Raw genomic sequence first — 18,135 nt, 5'->3', positions numbered from 1 at the left:
ATTTCATTAAATTTCCTTATGGAGGATTTATGCGGATAAATGTTTCTACTCTTTTTCAAGTTTTAGTGTTGATTGCTCAAGATGTTTTAGCTTTTGAAGGTAAACAATCTGCTGGCAAATCTATCCAGCCTTTACCGTCTGAAACGCCAACGACCAATAACCAGACTCCAGTTCAATAAATACAGGAGCGATTGCAGGAGTAATTAAAATTTATTCCTGCAATTGAATAACAAAATGGATATTCACAACTCAGTTACTTTTGTGGTCGGAGTTATTACGATATTTTCGGCTATTTACAAGCTGGCTCAAATTGAATCAAGCATCAATACTAAAATTGCAAACTTAGAATCGAATATGAACTCTAAAATTGCAAATCTAGAAGCCGCCAATTTTATTACAATTGATAACTTAAAAGATAAGTTCAATGATAAATTTATTGCCTTGGATAGAAAAGTAGACATTCATTTACAAGATTATACTAACTATAAAGATGCTCTTCTCTTACAACACAATGGACTGATTGACGCAATCAAGCACAATTGGAGCAAGACTGAAAAGCTCTTTAATAATGAAAGACAAAAATAAAATAAGTCTACGCGAGAGTTAACACGTGAGCTTACTCGCTGGTTGGTATAGTGTGGGGATTCCTGGCACTCTTTCCAAACGAATTCTCTAATGCTATGATTGCTCAAGAATCGCACAACTGCACCTTGAAAAATAAATACAACACGGCTTCCAGACCCCAGCCATTGCAATTCATCAAAATCCCTATTAGGGATTGAAACATAAAGGCGTAACTGTTAATGGTGGTGAAATGTATTGCAATTCATCAAAATCCCTATTAGGGATTGAAACAAAAGTTGTAGGAGTGATGGGTTGAAGGTCAGAAGGATTGCAATTCATCAAAATCCCTATTAGGGATTGAAACTTGGGGTAGGTAGCAACCAATGTGGCAAACAACCAAATTGCAATTCATCAAAATCCCTATTAGGGATTGAAACCCTTCATATCTTGATGATTACGGATTAGACCCTTTTATTGCAATTCATCAAAATCCCTATTAGGGATTGAAACAAGAGTGGTTTTAGAGTCGGGGTGGCAGCGTGATGGATTGCAATTCATCAAAATCCCTATTAGGGATTGAAACAACACCACCCAATATCCAGTGAATTAATTCTCGCTCTTGATTGCAATTCATCAAAATCCCTATTAGGGATTGAAACCTCTTGTCAATGAGCCGTATATTCTTTGTAGGAATTGCAATTCATCAAAATCCCTATTAGGGATTGAAACCATTCAATCTGATGGCACTGTTCGTTCGACTGACGGCGAATTGCAATTCATCAAAATCCCTATTAGGGATTGAAACAGAGCTTGGTGTAATTTACCAATACCTCCACACTTATTGCAATTCATCAAAATCCCTATTAGGGATTGAAACCTTACAAGCTGATTCATCATGGGATTTATTTATCAAATTGCAATTCATCAAAATCCCTATTAGGGATTGAAACACTTTATAACGTTTACCAAAGTATTTACGCACTATTGCAATTCATCAAAATCCCTATTAGGGATTGAAACGGGTACTACTTTGTATGTAGCATCCAAGACGTATGCTTTATTGCAATTCATCAAAATCCCTATTAGGGATTGAAACTTCACCGCGTCAACATGTTTATCTTTGAAGCCTTCATTGCAATTCATCAAAATCCCTATTAGGGATTGAAACGTGAGTGTTAACTACACTTTAGAGAATGGGCCAAGGATTGCAATTCATCAAAATCCCTATTAGGGATTGAAACGATTGTTTGGGTGAAGGCAAACTTTTAATCTATTTGATTGCAATTCATCAAAATCCCTATTAGGGATTGAAACTTTACCTCCGAAAGCACCGCTACGATGTGGATGTAATTGCAATTCATCAAAATCCCTATTAGAGATTGAAACAACTTATAACCATAATTACCAATAGTTCCAAGTATTGCAATTCATCAAAATCCCTATTAGGTATTGAAACGCAGTGGTATTATCCACCGCAGTCTGAACATCGGTGGGATTGCAATTCATCAAAATCCCTATTAGGGATTGAAACCATTTTCATTTGTCACCAGTGACCTATAAAATGCGAATCCCTCTCTACTGGAGTGTAGAAAGGGATTTATGGGATATCGATACCCTTTTTTTTGATTCCTAGTTTAAATTATTTGCTTTCTCAACTGCTTCCTTTAACTCTTCAAAAGTAATACTACCGTCTTTGTCTGAATCATAATTTACTAATAATTCCTGGGGACTTGTGGTATTTGTTTCTGATGAGATGATTGCACTTAAGCCAGGACTTAAAAAAAGATCGTTAATGGAGACTTTGCCATCTCGATCGCTATCTAAGGTATTAAAAAGAGATTGAAGCTCTTGCTCGGTTGCCATAAGTTTCTATTTGAATTACTTTTTCAGTTTAATATCTCAAAATCTTGACAAAGATGCAAGGATAGTGAAGACAGTCAAGTATGTAGATGTATTAAATTTAACACTTACTAGTGTATCTAAGGATAGTGTCTCAAACGCGATACTTCCAAAATCTCCCTCTAATTCAGTAATGTATTCTCTGATTATCGCTAATCACCTAGAAACGGCGAATCCCTCTCTAGTGGTATGTAGAGAGGGATTTTGGGTGGGCTATGAAGAGGTGAAGGGGATGTTCCCCAGTTAGGAGAGATGTCGGGAAATAAACTTTTTATTACAATAGACCTCTTGCAAAAATCCTTGAATCACCCCTCCCCAACCCTCCTCGATGTGTTGGGGAGGGCGCAAGATTTCAAGTTTCCCCCAATATATCGGGGGGATTAAGGGGGGTCTATTCGACTTATGCAAGAGGTCTAATTTATCAAAATCTCTATTAGGAATTGAATGACTCTTATTTATTCTCAGTAAATAGCTTGCTTGTTAAGCTTATGCGTGGTTTGATTAAATACGGCATCTACATCAATATATCGTATTTTATTGATAACTTAACTATCTGAATCAACTTGTCAGCCATAAAATAAAGATAAAACTTTCTATGACTATCCAAACTATTGGTATTTTAAGCCCAGGTGATATGGGGCAGGCGATCGCAGCTGTTCTCAATCAAAATGGATTGAAAACTATTGCTGCTCTAGATAATCGCAGCGAACGAACTCAGCAATTAGCAGCCGCAGCCAACATTCAAGATGTAGGTTCGCTCACACAACTGGTAATTGAATCTGATGTAATCTTATCAGTTCTAGTCCCCGCAGCCGCGACAGAAGCAGCGAATCTTGTAGCTGAGGCGATCGGCAACGTTGGTAAACAAATCCTCTATGTTGACTGTAATGCGATCGCACCTCAAAAAGTCATAAATATCGCCCAAATCATCGAATCAGTTGGCGGGACATTCGTAGATGCCTCAATAATTGGCCCACCACCACGAATTCCCAATCGTACCCGCATATACACTTCAGGAAAACAAGCACATCAACTCCAACAACTGCGAGATCGTGGCTTAGATGTGCGGGTAATTGGCGATGAAATCGGTCAGGCTTCGGGGTTGAAAATGTCCTATGCAGCCCTGACAAAAGGACTTACAGCAATTAGCACAGAATTGCTGATAGCAGCCCATCGTTTAGGCTTGGATAAGGAACTATGGGATGAAATATCTAATAGCCAAAAGGAACTGGCTAGCATATTAACCCGTTCCATTCCAGCGATGACACCAAAAGCGCATCGTTGGGTAGGAGAAATGGAAGAGATTGCAGAAACCTTTAAAGATTTAGGTTTGACTGAGCGCATTTTTTACGGAGCAGCCGACGTTTACCGTTTGGTAAAAGAAACCTCTTTGGGTAAGGAAACACCAGAAGAATCAAATGGCGATCGCCCCTTAGATGAAATCATTACAATCCTCTCCAACGAAGCAATTTCCGACACCTAATGTAAAAAGCGAAAATCTATGACTCAAGAGCAATGGACTGAACCACGCGTCAGCGCTACAGCAATCCAGACCGTGGGCAGCAAAAGATGCGACGTTGATCGCAATCGTAAACTAAATAATAGCCAGAGATTATGATTTGGTCAGTCTTAGGAGCGATTTTGAGGGAACAAGTAGGCGATCGCTGCGTAACCTGAAACGCTGAGTAAACTAACCAAAAAAGCAGCCAGAACAAAAGTAGACATACACACTTCTACCCAAATGCCAAATAAACTTTATATTCCATACAATTCCAAAATCTCGACACCCATCAAAAAAACCAGATTTTGGATTAATCCGCTTTAGTTAAGGCTTCATCCTCTCTACCACCCTTTTTAAGGAGGGAATAAAGCCCCCCTAGAAAAGGGGGGTTTAGGGGGAGCAAGCGGCGCAAAAGGTTACTAACGCCAAGCGGATTAAATTTTGTATATTTTTAAGTTAACAATTGGGTATGACACAACCGTGACTACCTTGTGTCAATGCCTTGTATCTCAAGGGTTTTGACTCCAATTTAAGCCAAAGGCAGAAAAAACCGAAATGTACTGCCAACTCCCAACTCGCTTTCTACCTGAGTTTGACCGCCTTGTAGTTCAATCAAACGATGGGAAATAGTTAAGCCAATACCTGTCCCTCCCGAATGGCGATCGCGCGATTGGTCGGCTCGCCAAAAACGCTCAAACACATGAGGCAAATTTTCTGGAGCGATACCAATGCCTGTATCTATAACCGCAATCGAGAGAAGAGATGCTTCAGTCCCAACACGAATCGTAATTGAACCTTCGTTAGTGTAACGCACCGCATTACCCAGCAGATTAACCAACACCTGTTCTGTGCGGTCAATATCTGCCAATACAGGAGGTAGCACAGATGGACATTGTAAGATCAGAACTGGCCCATCTTCTAACAGCTGATCGGTAAATTTTTCCACTAATGACTCTAACAATGGACGCAGATTTACCCGTTGGATATTAATTGGTAGATAACCAGCTTCTGCCTTAGACAGTTCTTGTAAATCGTTCACCAATCGCTCTAAGCGCCTAGTTTCTTTAGCTAAACGTCGATAAATTTCAGGAGATGCTTCAATTTCTCCATCAGCCAATTCTTCCAAGTAACCGCGCACTACTGTTAACGGTGTCCGTAATTCATGGGTCATATCTCCAATCACCTCTCGCCGCCGCGCTTCCACCCCTTCTAAACTGGCTGCCATCCGGTTGAAACTAGCACCCAGCCCATTCAGTTCTGGAATATCAGACATAGGTAATCGTGCATCCATCTGACCAGCAGCGAATTTTTGAGTAATTTGTTCCATTTCCGTCAAGCGCTGCATAATCCGTCTGGACACCCAGTAACTCAATCCTCCGGCGGCGGTAGTGCCGACTAAAACTGACCAAATAGTGCTTCGCTGCCAAGCAAGTTCAAATCCTGTAACCAATTCAGTCCGAACATCAATTAAGTCAAACCCCTGATTCTCTAATCGTTCCAAATGCAGCACGAATAAGCGGGGGGAAGAAATTTTGCTGATGCTCACCAGACTAGCTACCCCCACAATCATTACTACTAAGTGGGAGAAAAATAGGCGCGTTCTCAGCCCCATTTTCATAATATTTACGCTACCGGAGGATCTTCAAATTTATAGCCCACACCAACAACAGTTTTAATAAAAGTAGGATTTGCCGAATCAGGCTCAATCTTTTTTCGCAACCGAGCTACATGAGTATCAACCACTCGTTCATCGCCAAAAAAGTTATCTCCCCAAAGTTTATCAATTAGTTGAGTGCGGTTCCAAACTCGACCAGGATTGCTGACAAAGGTGGTTAGCAAGTTAAATTCTAGGGTAGTTAAGTCCAAAATTTCTGGTTCCTGAGAATTCATCTGACGGCTAGCAGTGCGCTGATCTACATCGACGATAAAGTGTTGGGTACGATTGACTTGATGTTGTCCCCCTTGGCGGAGACTACGCCGCAACAGTGCCCGTACCCTAGCTACCAATTCTCTAGGGCTAAAGGGTTTTACCATGTAATCATCAGCACCAGTAGATAGACCAATCACGCGATCGATTTCCTCACCCTTAGCCGTGAGCATTAAAATGTAAGGATCTTTTGCACCTGGTTTCTGACGAATTCGGGCACAAACTTCCAATCCATCCAAACCAGGAATCATTAAATCTAGAATGATTAGATCGGGTGGTTGCTCCTGAAACATCCGCAAAGCATTCATCCCATCGCGGCTAGTGCGACAAAAAAAACCTTCTTTTTCTAAAGATAGTTCAATTAAATGAGCAATTTCTGGTTCATCTTCAACTATTAAAATATCCATTTCAATTAATAATCAGACTTGGGGCAAATAAAGGGCAAACAAGGGGCAAAATCCCCTTGTTAAAAAGCAAGCTTCCGCCAGAGTGGATTAAAGGTTTGAATTTGACGGCGTGCGATAACTATAGCCAAGATGAGAATCTTTTTGAATGTATGTTTTAATACTATCGAGGTCAATGAAGCAGTCAGCAACATCAATCAAGCTTTCGCTAGTAGTAGTTTGGAGACTGACCACTTCCACCCGCACCCCCATTCTGCTAACAGCATTCACAGCATAAGCTAAATCTCCATCCCCACTGACTAAAACCGCAGTATCATAATAGGGAGCTAAAGTGATCATATCTACAGCAATTTCTACGTTCAGATTTGATTTTTTGAAATTCTCTGCTGGTTGCATGATATCTTTGGCAACTACACGATAGCCATTACGACGCATCCACAATAAAAAACCCTGTTGCTTTTCATTGCTGATATCAACCCCAGTATAGAAAAAAGCACGCAAAAGTCTTGAACCATTGGTTAAATGACATAGCAATTTAACGTAGTCAATTTCTATACCCAGTTGTAAAGCTGTATGAAATAGGTTTAAGCCATCAATAAAAATTGCAACTCGACCACGATTCAAGTTATTGACAATAGAACCATCAGGTGCAGGATCTTGGATTTTGGGATCTTTACTTTTGAGCGTAGTATCACTCAAATTTTGCCCTTGCCAATGTGGTTTAGTTTTGAGTACTTTCTGTTCTTTAAATTCATTTCTATGTTTGCTAAAATTAGTTATAATCATTGATACCTCTGATTTTATAAGCGAGAAAGAGTCTTGGGTAAATTGTCTATACTATAGTCTGTACTGATTTATGACCCTAGCAGGTAATTGTCTTGAGTCACAGTTGGGTTGAGGATATATTGCTTGTTTCCACAGATTATGTTAATCCTTACCCACCAAGACAGCAAGAGTTTGGAAAAAATAAATCTTGCTATCAGGGTAGAGGCAAGAATCAGGGAACGCCATCTATACCATTTTAATTTTACCTCTGTATTTTAATAACCTTACAGCTAGGAGGTTGAGATTTACAGCAAACTAAGGAAGCTCAAATATTGGCAGAGTTAAAGGCACTAATAAAGAATATGCGATCGCTCCTCAAATACCATTTATAAAGTAAATCTTAAGCTAGACTGGATTACGGCTTTAGCATAACGCATGACTATATGACATGGTGCGTTAGGTGCTCCTATCAAAATATGCACATAACACACCCGATAATAATTTTTATTTGTACTTTATAAATAGTTCCTCAAAAGGCAAGTTTTCTTAAGGTATTTGGGTAATCTTTAAAATGCAATTTTTATAAAGTTTATCTGAATGAGCTAATGCCCAACCTTCAATAGTTAGAAAATCAATCCGGCTTGGATAAAATCCCCCGCCTATGGCGAACTCTTAAAAAGGGGGGTAAAGAAGGAAAATAGCCCACCTTTTTAAGGTGGGTTTGAGGATCTTTGCTCGGTAAACAAGCTAACCGAATCGGATTGAAAGAAGACTGACGGAAATACATGATTCCTAACTTACTTTGAAGAAATAGGGAATCTGAATCTTAGTCTTTCGCTAACTTATGATGGGATATGTAGTAAACCTTACTACCAGTATCAGGGACAAAATGGCAGCTGATGCATGAATTCCATAATGACTTCCAAATTGGTTCTTCCGATTTGTGAAAATACTCACCCATCACTGGTTTGATTGCCTCAGTTGCCTTCAACAAATTGTAGTGAGGGATGTTAAGGAATATATGGTGAGCAACATGAGTACCGATATCGTGATGGATATGATTAACTAAACCATAATCACGGTCAATACTAGAAATTGCGCCTTTTAGGAAAGTCCAATCTTCTCCACGATACCAGGGAAGCTCAGGCTCAGTGTGGTGCAAGAATGTCACCAAATCTAACCAAACAATGAACACAAGGTAGGGTACAGCGTAATATTTCAGCAACCACATCCAGCCCCATTGGTAGGTGAGAAAACCCAGCAAACCTACCATCCCAATCAAAAGCACAGTACTAGTAATAACATCCCATTTTTCTGATGGTTTGAAAAGCGAACTACTGGGCAAAAAGTGGGAGCCTTCTTTGTTAGGAGAACGCTTAAACAAATACACAGGATAGGCTAATAGAAAAACATAATATCTACCTATTTTTTGTGCTAAAGGCATCTCCTTATATTGTGATTCGCTTACCGGATACCAGCTTTCATCATTATCGATGTTGCCAGTATTTTTGTGATGGGTTCTGTGACTAATCCGCCAACCATGATAAGGAACAAGTATTGGTGTGTGAGAAAGATGTCCAATCAAATCATTGAGCCATTTATGCTTAGAAAAAGATTGGTGTCCGCAGTCATGTCCGACTACAAATAAAGCCCAAAACATCGTTCCTTGCATTAGCCAGAAAATCGGAAAGAAAAGCCAAGAATCCAGGTAAGAAGCAACTGCATAAAGCAGACCGATGATCAGGATGTCACGAAAGAAGTAAAAAAGTGATTTTGTCACATTAGGCTGAAAGCATTCAGCAGGGATTGCAACTTTTAAATCCCCAAGTGTGAAAGGTAATTTAGTTGTCTCCTCAGACTTTTCAGAGCTAGGAGAATTATTGAACGTGATGATATTTGATGACACTGGATTCTTTTGTTGGATATAAATCGGAACTTTAATTAGGATGCCCACGATCCTAGCGATCGCTAACACCTAAGAGAATAATTTCTGGCAATTTATCTAAAAATTTATTCATTAAACAATTGCCAGATTCTATTAAAACACAGCACGATAAACGCTCTCGTTAATTAAAGAGCGTGAGTGCGATCGCAGGGCTATTTATTGCTTTGCGTAATGTTCGTTGAAAGTCTTATAGCCAACATCAGTTGTGTACAGTTGACACTCGTCTGTAATCTGCTTCATTAAAGGCCAAGAAAACTGACACTCATTATGGAGATAAGGCTCCCAATTTTCTTTGATGCTGCTGTAAGCTAGCCGCAAATTATATGAAGGAATTGCAGTGGAAATATGATGAGGGACATGAACATTGATATCGTGGCACAGGATTTCTACCCAACGTGGATAATCGCAGTGGATAGTACCAGATAACTGTGCTAGAGCCTCGTTCCACTTATTTGCTGTCGTAAAAGGAACATCTGCGGCAGTGTGGTGAACAATGGTAAAAGTACTCATCCAAAAATGGTAAATCATCCAGGGTACTAGCCAGAACTTGACAAATCCCCAGATACCAGTTGTGGCAATGAGAAGTGGAAAAGCGATCGCAGCAAATACAACCACTACAGCCACAGAAAGCTTGATGCTGGATTGGTCTTTAGTTTTGAAGTTCCGCCAATCAAAATGCACAACTGCCCAATGGCCGATAGAACCTACCCACCAGAGGCGTTTACGCATGAACAGCTTAAAAGCAGACTGACGGGTTGTATCCCAATCTTCAAACACTTCTGGTCTGATTGGATGCCAAGCATTATCCTCATCCAGTTTATTGGTATGAGTATGGTGATAATTATGCTTAATCCGCCAACTATGAAAAGGATAAATTAAAGGCATCATGAAGAAATGCCCCACCAAATCATTTACCCAACGGCGTTTGGCAAAAGACCTGTGACCACAATCATGACCAATTACAAAAAAACCTGTTAAAGCAGTACCCGTAAAAATCCAAGCTAGGGGCAAAAGAAACCAAGGAGTGATAATCAGGCTGTAATAACCCAAGGCAACTGCCAAGACACTTAGTATTACTTGTGTCCAAGCTTTGCGACGGTTTTGCTGAAAACATTCCCGTGGCAGGGTTTTGATAATATCTTTGAGCCGGAAGTCGGAATTACCAGGCTCGTCACTTAGTTTTTGGCTGTTAATTATTGATGTAGTCATGAACACCTGAAAAACAACAAACTCCTCCACCAAGTCACCAAAAGTAACTTGCCGCAAAAATTCTTCACATTAGCGCTTCGGATTATAGCAATCTAATAGACACAAGCGCACCAGTAAGTATTATTAGTCAAGAGTCAAAAGTAGAGAATTTTGACTAATAACTTTAGATTTTAGATTATTTCGGTTCATGTCCCGATGCCAAGTATCCTTGTGGTCTCTTTCAATTTAAAAGACGCAGGCTTTACACTACGCTATGGGCAATCCAAAATCCAAAATTGCTTGACTTACTGCTTTGTTGGGGCCAACTTCACATTACTAGCCAGACCAACCGCTTGTAGCAATTGAACTGTCATCCAAGTTAAATCGATTTCCCACCATTCCAGCCCATGACGAGCCGAGTATTGAAAGGCATGATGGTTATTGTGCCAGCCTTCACCGAAAACTAGTACGGCTACCCACCAGCAATTAGTCGAGCGATCGCCAGAATCATAGCTCTGATAGCCAAATTTATGAGTCGCACTGTTCACCAACCAAGTGCAGTGGTAAACCCAGACAATGCGAACAAAAATTCCCCAAATAACAAAGGGCCAGCCACCCAGAAGCAAAAGCAATACACCCAAGGCAACCTGGATCAAAATAAAATATTTTTCTAAAAACTGATAAACTGGGTCTTCGGCAATATCTTTGGTGAAACGAGGAACATCAGCGTGAGCGGGACAATAATGAGTCAGCCAACCCATGTGGCTCCACCAAAAGCCTTTATTAGAATCATGGGGATCGGTGTCTGTATCAGAGTTTAAATGATGAATCCGATGTGTCCCGATCCACTCAATTGGGCCTCCTTGACAAGAAAGTGTCCCGAAGAAAACCAAAAGATACTCTAGCCATTTGGGAGTTTGAAAACTGCGGTGGGTGACAAGGCGGTGAAATCCTAGAGTAACGCCTAAACCGCCAGTCACCCAGTACAGCAAGAAACCCACACCAACTGCTGTCCAGCTAAAGTTACCAGGAACAAAAGCAAATAAAGCGCCGATGTGCAGTCCAATGAAAAACAGGGTATTAACCCAGTTAATTTGAGGTTTGGTTGAGGTAGCAATTGTCATGCGATAACCTGAATTTGAATTTTCCTGCCTAGTCTGTGCGATTTTAAAATCCGCATATCTATAATTTAATTTTTTTTGAACGAGGAACTGATGAACAGCTTAGAACAGCTGCGGCAAGCAGAACAGGCACTATTAGAAATTTTTTCTGGAATTGACACTCAGGTCAAGCATAATCTAAAACGAGTGCTGGATGCCTTTCGTAATCACCGTGTGGGCGCACACCACTTTGCTGGTGCAAGTGGCTATGGTCACGATGATTTAGGACGAGAAACTTTAGATAAAGTTTTTGCCGAAGTTATGGGTGCTGAAGCTGCGGCCGTGCGGGTTCAGTTCGTTTCAGGAACTCACGCGATCGCTTGTGCTTTGTTTGGTGCTCTCCGTCCTGGAGATGAAATGTTAGCAGTGGTCGGTTCTCCCTACGATACGCTTGAAGAAGTCATTGGTTTACGAGGCAAAGGTCAAGGCTCCCTTATCGAGTTTGGCATAAATTACCGCCAATTGGAGCTAACCCCCCAAGGAACTATAGATTGGCCAGCTTTAAGTACTAATGTGACTGAAAACACTCGTTTAGTGTTAATTCAGCGCTCTTGTGGCTATTCTTGGCGACCTAGTTTATCAATTGCCGATATTGAAAAAATCGTCCACTTAGTCAAACAGCAGAATCCAAACACCGTTTGCTTTGTGGATAACTGCTACGGCGAATTTATTGAAACAAAGGAACCTACAGCCGTAGGTGCTGATTTAATGGCGGGATCGCTAATTAAAAATCCTGGTGGAACCATTGTCAGCGCTGGTGGTTATGTCGCTGGTCGCGCCGACTTAGTAGAAGCATCTGCTTGTCGCCTCACTGCTCCCGGTATCGGTAGTTATGGTGGTGCTACTTTTGACCAAAATCGCCTGCTGTTCCAAGGCTTATTTCTAGCGCCGCAAATGGTCGGGGAGGCGATGAAAGGGACGTACTTAACTGGTTATGTATTTGACAAACTCGGTTATCCAGTGAATCCTGCTCCCTTGGCTCCCCGTGGTGATGTAATTCAAGCGATCAAACTTGGTTCAGCCGAAAAGCTAATTGCTTTCTGTAAAGCCATCCAACAGCATTCTCCCATCGGTTCTTACTTAGATCCTATCCCAGATGAAATGCCGGGGTATGAGAGCAAAGTAGTCATGGCTGGAGGGACATTTATTGAGGGGAGTACTTTGGAATTATCGGCTGATGGGCCAATGCGATCGCCTTATGTGGTTTATTGCCAGGGGGGGACTCATTGGACTCATGTAGCGATCGCCTTAGAGGCTGCGATTAATGCGATCGGATTTATGACAAATTAATGAAAGGCGATCGCATTACTTATCTTTTGACAGGTTGGAGGAGATTTTTCTTTTTCCAATCTGGTAGAGATTAGGATAAATTTAATTGGAAGATTGGGGCTTTTTGTGCTGAAGCTTCTAAATTTTGGAAATCAGGACTACTGATTCTCAGCAATTCTCATTTTGAAAATAAAACATAAAAAATTCTCTATTAAAACAAGAGAACTTTTGTGGCATTATCATTTTTTTAGCGATCGCCAAATTTCAGATCGGTGCAAATCAGTTCTCATCCCGTCCGTGGACTTGAGCAGGTGGACTAGTTGCTTCAACAGCTGTGAATGGTTCCAAGATTTTGTATGTGTGGCTGGCTCCTATGGGCACAACCCAAGAACTTCCAGGCTCTAGCAAAATCATTTGCCCTTCAATGTGCAATTCGGCACGACCATTAATTACATAACCTACTGTTTCATAGTCGCGCGAACTTGGTTCTTTGTTTTCGCTTGGTTGTTCGTCTTCCCAAAGACGCAGAGAAACAGATTTACCAGAAGCAAGATACTTCTGACCAAGTTTACCTTTAGGGGAGTGGGTAGAATCTATTTTTTTAACGCTGGTGTCGCTCATTTTAAACTAATCACCTTAAGGTTTGAGTACAACTTTGACGCAGTTATCTTTCTTGTCTTTAAAAATTTCATAACCTGGGGCGCTTGTTCTAAAGGTAATCTGTGGGTGACAACAAAGATTGGATCGATTTCACCTTTTTAAACGTGTCTCCATACCAGCAAACTGCCTTCATCATTAGCTAATTCTGAGTTATGATTTCTGGCTCGTTAATATCAAGATAAATGCTTAAATGTAATTGATTTTGAAACGCGATAACTATCGCGTCTCAATAACTGATCGAAGATTGTGAAACAATGGATGAGTCAAAATTTTAGACTCAACCTTTACTACAAGTCTAGATTCTATCTCTCAGTTGTTTGCTAGAAGGATTTTGGTAATAACCTTCTTTATTTCCGGCTTTGTTTTTTGCAGGATCAAAAAACTCTTTTGTAGCTTTAGGAGTTTTTTCATCCAAGTTTAACTTTTCGCGGATATTATCAGCAGCACTTTTTAAGGGATTTTGAGTGCTTCTTAGTTGGGTATCGTTTCTTGTTTCGGTATCGTTTCTAACTTCCCCCCCGTTTGGTGTTCCTTTGTAATAAATACCCTCTGGAGTTTTAACAGTCTCAGCTTGCGCTACATTAACATAGCTAAAAGCCTGACCCAGTAAAAACATAAATCCTACCAGAAAAACTACAAGGATTTGGGAAATACGAATATTTCGCAGCCCTGAAATTACTCGACTCATAAAAACCTCAATTGCATTATGTTGGGTAGACAATTCAAAAGACTGAATGGTTATCAGTATTCAGGTTTAAGAATAACTTTGATGTAGTTATTCTTTTTTGTTGAAAAATATGATATCTGTGGGGTGTTTCCTCGCAAGCCACAGCCACCTGTCATTTCTTTCAACGCTTTGCCAGAATTAACTTTTTCGTAGTTAATCACTTCGCTTTGGCAAAATTTTTCGCCATTTTCAGGCGTTCGGGGAAGCGCTCGCTTTAGTCATTGGTCATTCGCTAAAGTTGGCAGCCCCACTATACCGCGAACGTCTTGATAATTACGAATTACGAATTATATTGACACCGCCGCCCCTGTAGTCGGCTTAGGAGCTTGAACTTGAACACCTATCCGCGCCCGATATAGTTCTACTAATCGCTGTTCGTATTTCAATAAATCGTGGTAAATTTCTTTGAAAATAGCAGTTGCGGCTGGGTCAGTCAACATTGCACACAAATTGCCAATATCACCGATACCAGTTTGCACATCTCCTAAAGCAGAACGTAACTGATATATGTCATCACTTCCTGTTAAGGCAGTTTTCACCTTGGCATACTGATTAGCAATATTTGCCCCTAAAGAAGGTTTTTCACCCAAATGATGAAGATATATTTCCAGTTTTTCAATGTGGGGCTGTTTATTAGCAATTATTTCTTGAAAGACTGAGTTTACTTCGCTATCTGATTCCTTTTCTAAGTATTTTTCAAATGCTTCTAGAGAATAACGTTCACCAGCAAGGGCATTATTTAAACCTCTGCTGATATCACCTTTAGTTGAGCCACCCCAAGCATCAGCTAGTTTCCACCATTCAGCACCTGTGTCTTTCTCATCTGGTAATGCCGCATCTTTGCCACCATAACCCAAACGGCTTAATATAGCTGTGGTGAAAATTGCCAAGTCTCCAGGTTCACGAGATGTAATCAAATTCCCGTCAACTACCACCGGCTCATCTAGATAATTTGCGCCAGCATTAATCATATCCTTGGCAATAGCGCTAAAACCAGTGGCTTGTTTGCCTTTGAGTAAGTCGCCATCAATCAAAACTTGTGGCCCATGACAAACAGCAGCGACTAATTTTCCTTGTTGTACAGCTTCTTGGACAAAACGGACTGTATTGGTGTTCCGCCGCATTTTATCGGGAGCCATCCCACCAGGAATTATTACTGCATCAAATTGGGCTGCGATCGCTTCTGTTGTAGTACCATCTGCTTGAATACTAAGTTTGCCGCGTTTACCCTTATATTTTTCATTCATTCGGGAACCAAGGACTACTACCTCTATTCCAGCTTGTTTTAGTCCATTATAAGGAACTGTAAATTCGGCATCCTCTACTCCCTGTTCAATGAGGATGGCAACTTTTTTATTCTCGGAATGATTGTTATAGTCAGTCATAGATTTGTATTACCTGTTTTTTTCTAGTTTTTAACTAGCTACAGTATTCATCAATAAAGACAGTTCAAGTGTCTGACTTGTTAACGGAATAAAATCACTCAAATTTTCTTTTTTCTCTAATAAAAAATAGCTATGAGTGAGAAGTTAACTACTGAATAATTTCGGTTGAAAAACTCCTAACTCATAACTAAAAATTTCAACTACAAGTTATTTGACCATGATTTCATATTTCCAATGATATGGTGCGATCGCTAGTTTAACTTCGTACCAAGGGGATAGATTCTTTTCTTTCTAAAGCTATACATCTGTAGTAAGATAACTTCGTAGGCGGAAAACGTTATTGTGAGAATGCAGAAAAAGGCTAGTATCATGGCAGAAAAAAATCATAATGACGAAATTGAAACCAATGATTTGCCACAGGAACTTACCGAATCCTACGGTACTGGTGTGAAAGAATTGCCAGGATACAATATTGGTGGGCGCTCAATGAAAGAAGAAAGAGGTGAGTATACAGAAACTAGTCCTAAACTGACTGGTGGTGATGTTGATGCTTATTGGCAAGATGCAGATGCAGTTGGAGATGAAGCTGTTGGTGGTAGCACTGCTACTCCCGATCAAAATGTAACTGAGGAGCTAGAAGCAGCAGTGGGGCTAGAAATGGATGACTCTGAGTTTCTCCATACCAATGATATTTTAGAGGATCGTGATGGCGATCGCTGGGAGTTAGATCCAAAGTCTTCTGAAGATTATCAAGATCGTCCAGAATAATCTTCTCAAAGTCCTCCTTTTTAAGGAGGATTTAGGAGGATCTAAACTTTTGGAGTCATCAGTTTTAAAACATTTTCTAGCAATTATCTAAATAAAGTTAACATCTATCCATCGATATATCTTTTTATAATATCTCGATTTATAGCTAACTTATAATTGCTAACTGCTTTGCTCTACTATTGCCAAGCATTATTTTTGTCTTTAATTTTGAGAATTATTAAACTGTAATCTTTCTAATGCAGGACTACATTCTACAAAATTTATGTTCTGTTTATAATTGTTCTTCTTTCTGATTTTAATACCTCTGTCTTCAGTAGGGTAAAACATTAAGTGTACATTTGATAACGTTGTTAATAGCACTTATAAATTGCAATCGGAGTTAATAATGACATACACACAAACTGGCGATCCTACTATTCGTGAACATGTTCAAGCTTGGCAAAAGTTGGATGTAGATCAACAACTGGCTTTATTTTGGTTCATTTACAAAGAAATGGGTAGCTCAATTACGCCAGCCGCCCCTGGTGCTAGCACTGTTTCCCCAGAAATAGCGGAAGGTTTGTTTAATCAAGTTAAGGAATTATCTCACGAAGAGCAATTACAAGTTCAGCGTGATTTGATTAATAAAGTAGATAGCGAAATTTCTCGTGAATATGGTTCTTTAGGTGATACTACCAAGCTACTGTTTTGGTATCGATTGTCTCAAGGTATGGATGATGGCACGATCATTCCTGTTCCTTCTGACTATCAACTCCCCTCAGAATCTAAAGTGTTGTTGGGCAAAATTCAAGGATTAGCCTTTGAGCAACAAATTACTCTTTTCCGTGATTATGTTTCGCCAATGGGTGCTGAAGCAAAAGCAGGTGCAGGAATTTAGTATATTTGAACTTTGTAAGCTACTTTAAAGTACTTATATAGTCTCTAGATGAGGATGGCTGTTATACGAAGTTCATTTACTTGCAACTTCTGTATACCCATCTATCCTCCTGTTGTTAAAGCTTGCTATATCCGCCAGTCGTTTAATATAAAGCTTAATTTTCATGGCTGGCGTATTCATTTTTTTGATAAATAAACATAGAGTGAAAATTAAAACTTTTATTCTGTGAGCATTTATGTAACACGCTACAATCGAAACGACCTTTGTTTCATACTCAATATATTAAAAGCGATTTCAGACAGAATTATAAATTTGATTTAATAATTCTGAGTTAATAAAGTAGTTATTTTGAGGTGTTTATGACTTCTACAAACGTCAATTTTTTAGAACAAAGTGTATCAAAATTTCAGAGTTTGGATACAGATGATCGCTTGACTGTCCTAGCCTTACTTTACACTGAAATTTCTGATGCAGTTCCGTCACTCTCTCTCAATAATGCACCAAATGAAAATACTGCAAATTTAGTTGCACAAATTCAAAACCTTGCACAGACAGAACAGCTTTCTGCTTTGCGTCAGTTACTAAACCAAGATGAAGTAGCAGAAAAAGGAATTCCTACTGAAGAGTACGCTTCATTGAGTGCTGAGGATAAATTGGCTTTTTGGTATCAACTCGCCCAAAATTTGGGAACTTCAATCATTGGTGTACCAAATGACTATATACCTTCTGAAAAAGCTACAGAAGTATTAGATTTACTTCACACACCGAACATTGAAGATTTAGTGAGTTTCTTCAAGCAGGTGTTGTAACAGTTTTAAGTCAAGAATCAAAGGTGGGGTTATGCCTCACCTTTATTTTTGAGTTAATTCTTTTACAGCTATTTTCAGGTAAATAAACCACGCGGTAGGGGCGCAAGGCCTTGCGCTCCTACAACAGATGTGGCTCAAATACTTGAATTCTGCTGTGATCTCATATCCGGTAAATTACTTGTGATATGTCATTGCGAGTGGAACGAAGTGAAACGAAGCAATCGCAAAGTACGGATGTTGCGATTGCTTCATTCCGCTTCGCTTCATTCGCAATGACAAGTCTTTTA

Annotated in this window: 17 protein-coding genes, 1 pseudogene and 1 CRISPR repeat array; of the genes and pseudogenes, 7 read left to right on the top strand and 11 right to left on the bottom strand. The window is 39.9% G+C overall.

Features of this window, described 5'->3' with window-relative positions:
- The first annotated feature begins 29 nt into the window (after window positions 1-29).
- The gene (locus V7K42_RS24885; RefSeq protein WP_334919926.1) at window positions 30-179 is read left to right on the top strand and encodes a hypothetical protein; all 150 of its coding nucleotides are present in this window, start codon (window positions 30-32) and stop codon (window positions 177-179) included.
- A gap of 55 nt (window positions 180-234) precedes the next feature.
- Window positions 235-585, top strand: a complete 351-nt coding sequence (locus V7K42_RS24880; RefSeq protein WP_334919925.1) for a hypothetical protein — start codon at window positions 235-237, stop codon at window positions 583-585.
- 163 nt (window positions 586-748) lie between these two features.
- Window positions 749-2,095: a CRISPR direct-repeat array (repeat unit 37 nt; unit sequence ATTGCAATTCATCAAAATCCCTATTAGGGATTGAAAC).
- 98 nt (window positions 2,096-2,193) lie between these two features.
- Here the strand turns inward: V7K42_RS24880 and V7K42_RS24875 are convergent.
- Window positions 2,194-2,427, bottom strand: a complete 234-nt coding sequence (locus V7K42_RS24875; protein WP_289796891.1) for an EF-hand domain-containing protein — start codon at window positions 2,425-2,427, stop codon at window positions 2,194-2,196.
- Window positions 2,428-3,058: 631 nt separating this feature from the next.
- Here V7K42_RS24875 and V7K42_RS24870 point away from each other — a divergent pair.
- A complete protein-coding gene (locus V7K42_RS24870; protein ID WP_334919924.1) occupies window positions 3,059-3,946 on the top strand; it encodes an NAD(P)-dependent oxidoreductase in 888 nt (295 codons plus the stop codon).
- 547 nt (window positions 3,947-4,493) lie between these two features.
- On the opposite strand, the gene V7K42_RS24865 is transcribed toward V7K42_RS24870, so the two are convergent.
- From V7K42_RS24865 to V7K42_RS24840, 6 genes are all read right to left on the bottom strand, one after another.
- Window positions 4,494-5,582: a sensor histidine kinase gene (locus tag V7K42_RS24865; protein WP_334919923.1), complete on the bottom strand. Its 1,089-nt coding sequence runs from the start codon at window positions 5,580-5,582 to the stop codon at window positions 4,494-4,496.
- A 5-nt stretch (window positions 5,583-5,587) separates the two neighbouring features.
- Window positions 5,588-6,298, bottom strand: coding sequence for a response regulator transcription factor (locus tag V7K42_RS24860; protein WP_334919922.1), 711 nt, complete (start codon window positions 6,296-6,298; stop codon window positions 5,588-5,590).
- Between the two features lie 87 nt (window positions 6,299-6,385).
- On the bottom strand, window positions 6,386-7,081 hold the full coding sequence (locus tag V7K42_RS24855; protein WP_334919921.1) for a LabA-like NYN domain-containing protein: 696 nt from the start codon (window positions 7,079-7,081) through the stop codon (window positions 6,386-6,388).
- An 805-nt stretch (window positions 7,082-7,886) separates the two neighbouring features.
- The gene (locus V7K42_RS24850) at window positions 7,887-8,966 is read right to left on the bottom strand and encodes a fatty acid desaturase (protein WP_334919920.1); all 1,080 of its coding nucleotides are present in this window, start codon (window positions 8,964-8,966) and stop codon (window positions 7,887-7,889) included.
- 195 nt (window positions 8,967-9,161) lie between these two features.
- Window positions 9,162-10,214 (bottom strand): fatty acid desaturase, encoded by a 1,053-nt coding sequence (locus V7K42_RS24845; protein ID WP_334919945.1) that lies wholly within the window; start codon window positions 10,212-10,214, stop codon window positions 9,162-9,164.
- Between the two features lie 284 nt (window positions 10,215-10,498).
- Window positions 10,499-11,317, bottom strand: coding sequence for an acyl-CoA desaturase (locus tag V7K42_RS24840; protein ID WP_094331340.1), 819 nt, complete (start codon window positions 11,315-11,317; stop codon window positions 10,499-10,501).
- Window positions 11,318-11,407: 90 nt separating this feature from the next.
- Here V7K42_RS24840 and V7K42_RS24835 point away from each other — a divergent pair, with 90 nt between their 5' ends.
- Window positions 11,408-12,643, top strand: coding sequence for a methionine gamma-lyase family protein (locus tag V7K42_RS24835; protein ID WP_334919919.1), 1,236 nt, complete (start codon window positions 11,408-11,410; stop codon window positions 12,641-12,643).
- Between the two features lie 258 nt (window positions 12,644-12,901).
- Here the strand turns inward: V7K42_RS24835 and V7K42_RS24830 are convergent, their stop codons facing one another.
- From V7K42_RS24830 to V7K42_RS24815, 4 genes and pseudogenes are all read right to left on the bottom strand, one after another.
- Window positions 12,902-13,243 carry a cupin domain-containing protein gene (locus V7K42_RS24830; RefSeq protein ID WP_094345829.1) on the bottom strand — a complete coding sequence of 114 codons (342 nt, stop codon included), beginning with the start codon at window positions 13,241-13,243 and terminating at the stop codon, window positions 12,902-12,904.
- A 15-nt stretch (window positions 13,244-13,258) separates the two neighbouring features.
- Window positions 13,259-13,377: pseudogene (locus tag V7K42_RS24825) on the bottom strand (glutathione-dependent formaldehyde dehydrogenase); the annotation flags it as partial.
- A gap of 200 nt (window positions 13,378-13,577) precedes the next feature.
- Entirely contained in the window at window positions 13,578-13,898 is a 321-nt protein-coding gene (locus tag V7K42_RS24820; RefSeq protein ID WP_334919918.1) for a hypothetical protein, read from the bottom strand.
- Window positions 13,899-14,296: 398 nt separating this feature from the next.
- Window positions 14,297-15,394, bottom strand: a complete 1,098-nt coding sequence (locus V7K42_RS24815; protein WP_334919917.1) for a DJ-1/PfpI/YhbO family deglycase/protease — start codon at window positions 15,392-15,394, stop codon at window positions 14,297-14,299.
- A 369-nt stretch (window positions 15,395-15,763) separates the two neighbouring features.
- On the opposite strand from V7K42_RS24815, the gene V7K42_RS24810 reads away from it, so the two are divergent.
- The 3 genes from V7K42_RS24810 to V7K42_RS24800 all read left to right on the top strand — a co-directional run bounded on the left by V7K42_RS24810 (window position 15,764) and on the right by V7K42_RS24800 (window position 17,848).
- On the top strand, window positions 15,764-16,162 hold the full coding sequence (locus V7K42_RS24810; RefSeq protein ID WP_334919916.1) for a DUF6335 family protein: 399 nt from the start codon (window positions 15,764-15,766) through the stop codon (window positions 16,160-16,162).
- A gap of 385 nt (window positions 16,163-16,547) precedes the next feature.
- Window positions 16,548-17,039 carry an orange carotenoid protein N-terminal domain-containing protein gene (locus tag V7K42_RS24805; RefSeq protein WP_334919915.1) on the top strand — a complete coding sequence of 164 codons (492 nt, stop codon included), beginning with the start codon at window positions 16,548-16,550 and terminating at the stop codon, window positions 17,037-17,039.
- A gap of 359 nt (window positions 17,040-17,398) precedes the next feature.
- Entirely contained in the window at window positions 17,399-17,848 is a 450-nt protein-coding gene (locus V7K42_RS24800) for an orange carotenoid protein N-terminal domain-containing protein (protein ID WP_334919914.1), read from the top strand.
- Window positions 17,849-18,135: the final 287 nt, after the last annotated feature.

This window comes from Nostoc sp. (assembly GCF_036917455.1).
Taxonomy (GTDB): Bacteria; Cyanobacteriota; Cyanobacteriia; order Cyanobacteriales; family Nostocaceae; genus Nostoc.
The sequence above is the reverse complement of the archived record's forward strand: the minus strand, read 5'-3'. Positions and strand labels throughout refer to the sequence as shown.

Coding starts and splice junctions, on each gene's coding strand:
- V7K42_RS24885 (WP_334919926.1), top strand. CDS start 30: ATGCGGATAAATGTTTCTACTCTTTTTCAAGTTTTAGTGTTGATTGCT.
- V7K42_RS24880 (WP_334919925.1), top strand. CDS start 235: ATGGATATTCACAACTCAGTTACTTTTGTGGTCGGAGTTATTACGATA.
- V7K42_RS24875 (WP_289796891.1), bottom strand. CDS start 2,427: ATGGCAACCGAGCAAGAGCTTCAATCTCTTTTTAATACCTTAGATAGC.
- V7K42_RS24870 (WP_334919924.1), top strand. CDS start 3,059: ATGACTATCCAAACTATTGGTATTTTAAGCCCAGGTGATATGGGGCAG.
- V7K42_RS24865 (WP_334919923.1), bottom strand. CDS start 5,582: ATGAAAATGGGGCTGAGAACGCGCCTATTTTTCTCCCACTTAGTAGTA.
- V7K42_RS24860 (WP_334919922.1), bottom strand. CDS start 6,298: ATGGATATTTTAATAGTTGAAGATGAACCAGAAATTGCTCATTTAATT.
- V7K42_RS24855 (WP_334919921.1), bottom strand. CDS start 7,081: ATGATTATAACTAATTTTAGCAAACATAGAAATGAATTTAAAGAACAG.
- V7K42_RS24845 (WP_334919945.1), bottom strand. CDS start 10,214: ATGACTACATCAATAATTAACAGCCAAAAACTAAGTGACGAGCCTGGT.
- V7K42_RS24840 (WP_094331340.1), bottom strand. CDS start 11,317: ATGACAATTGCTACCTCAACCAAACCTCAAATTAACTGGGTTAATACC.
- V7K42_RS24835 (WP_334919919.1), top strand. CDS start 11,408: ATGAACAGCTTAGAACAGCTGCGGCAAGCAGAACAGGCACTATTAGAA.
- V7K42_RS24830 (WP_094345829.1), bottom strand. CDS start 13,243: ATGAGCGACACCAGCGTTAAAAAAATAGATTCTACCCACTCCCCTAAA.
- V7K42_RS24820 (WP_334919918.1), bottom strand. CDS start 13,898: ATGTTTTTACTGGGTCAGGCTTTTAGCTATGTTAATGTAGCGCAAGCT.
- V7K42_RS24815 (WP_334919917.1), bottom strand. CDS start 15,394: ATGACTGACTATAACAATCATTCCGAGAATAAAAAAGTTGCCATCCTC.
- V7K42_RS24810 (WP_334919916.1), top strand. CDS start 15,764: ATGGCAGAAAAAAATCATAATGACGAAATTGAAACCAATGATTTGCCA.
- V7K42_RS24805 (WP_334919915.1), top strand. CDS start 16,548: ATGACATACACACAAACTGGCGATCCTACTATTCGTGAACATGTTCAA.
- V7K42_RS24800 (WP_334919914.1), top strand. CDS start 17,399: ATGACTTCTACAAACGTCAATTTTTTAGAACAAAGTGTATCAAAATTT.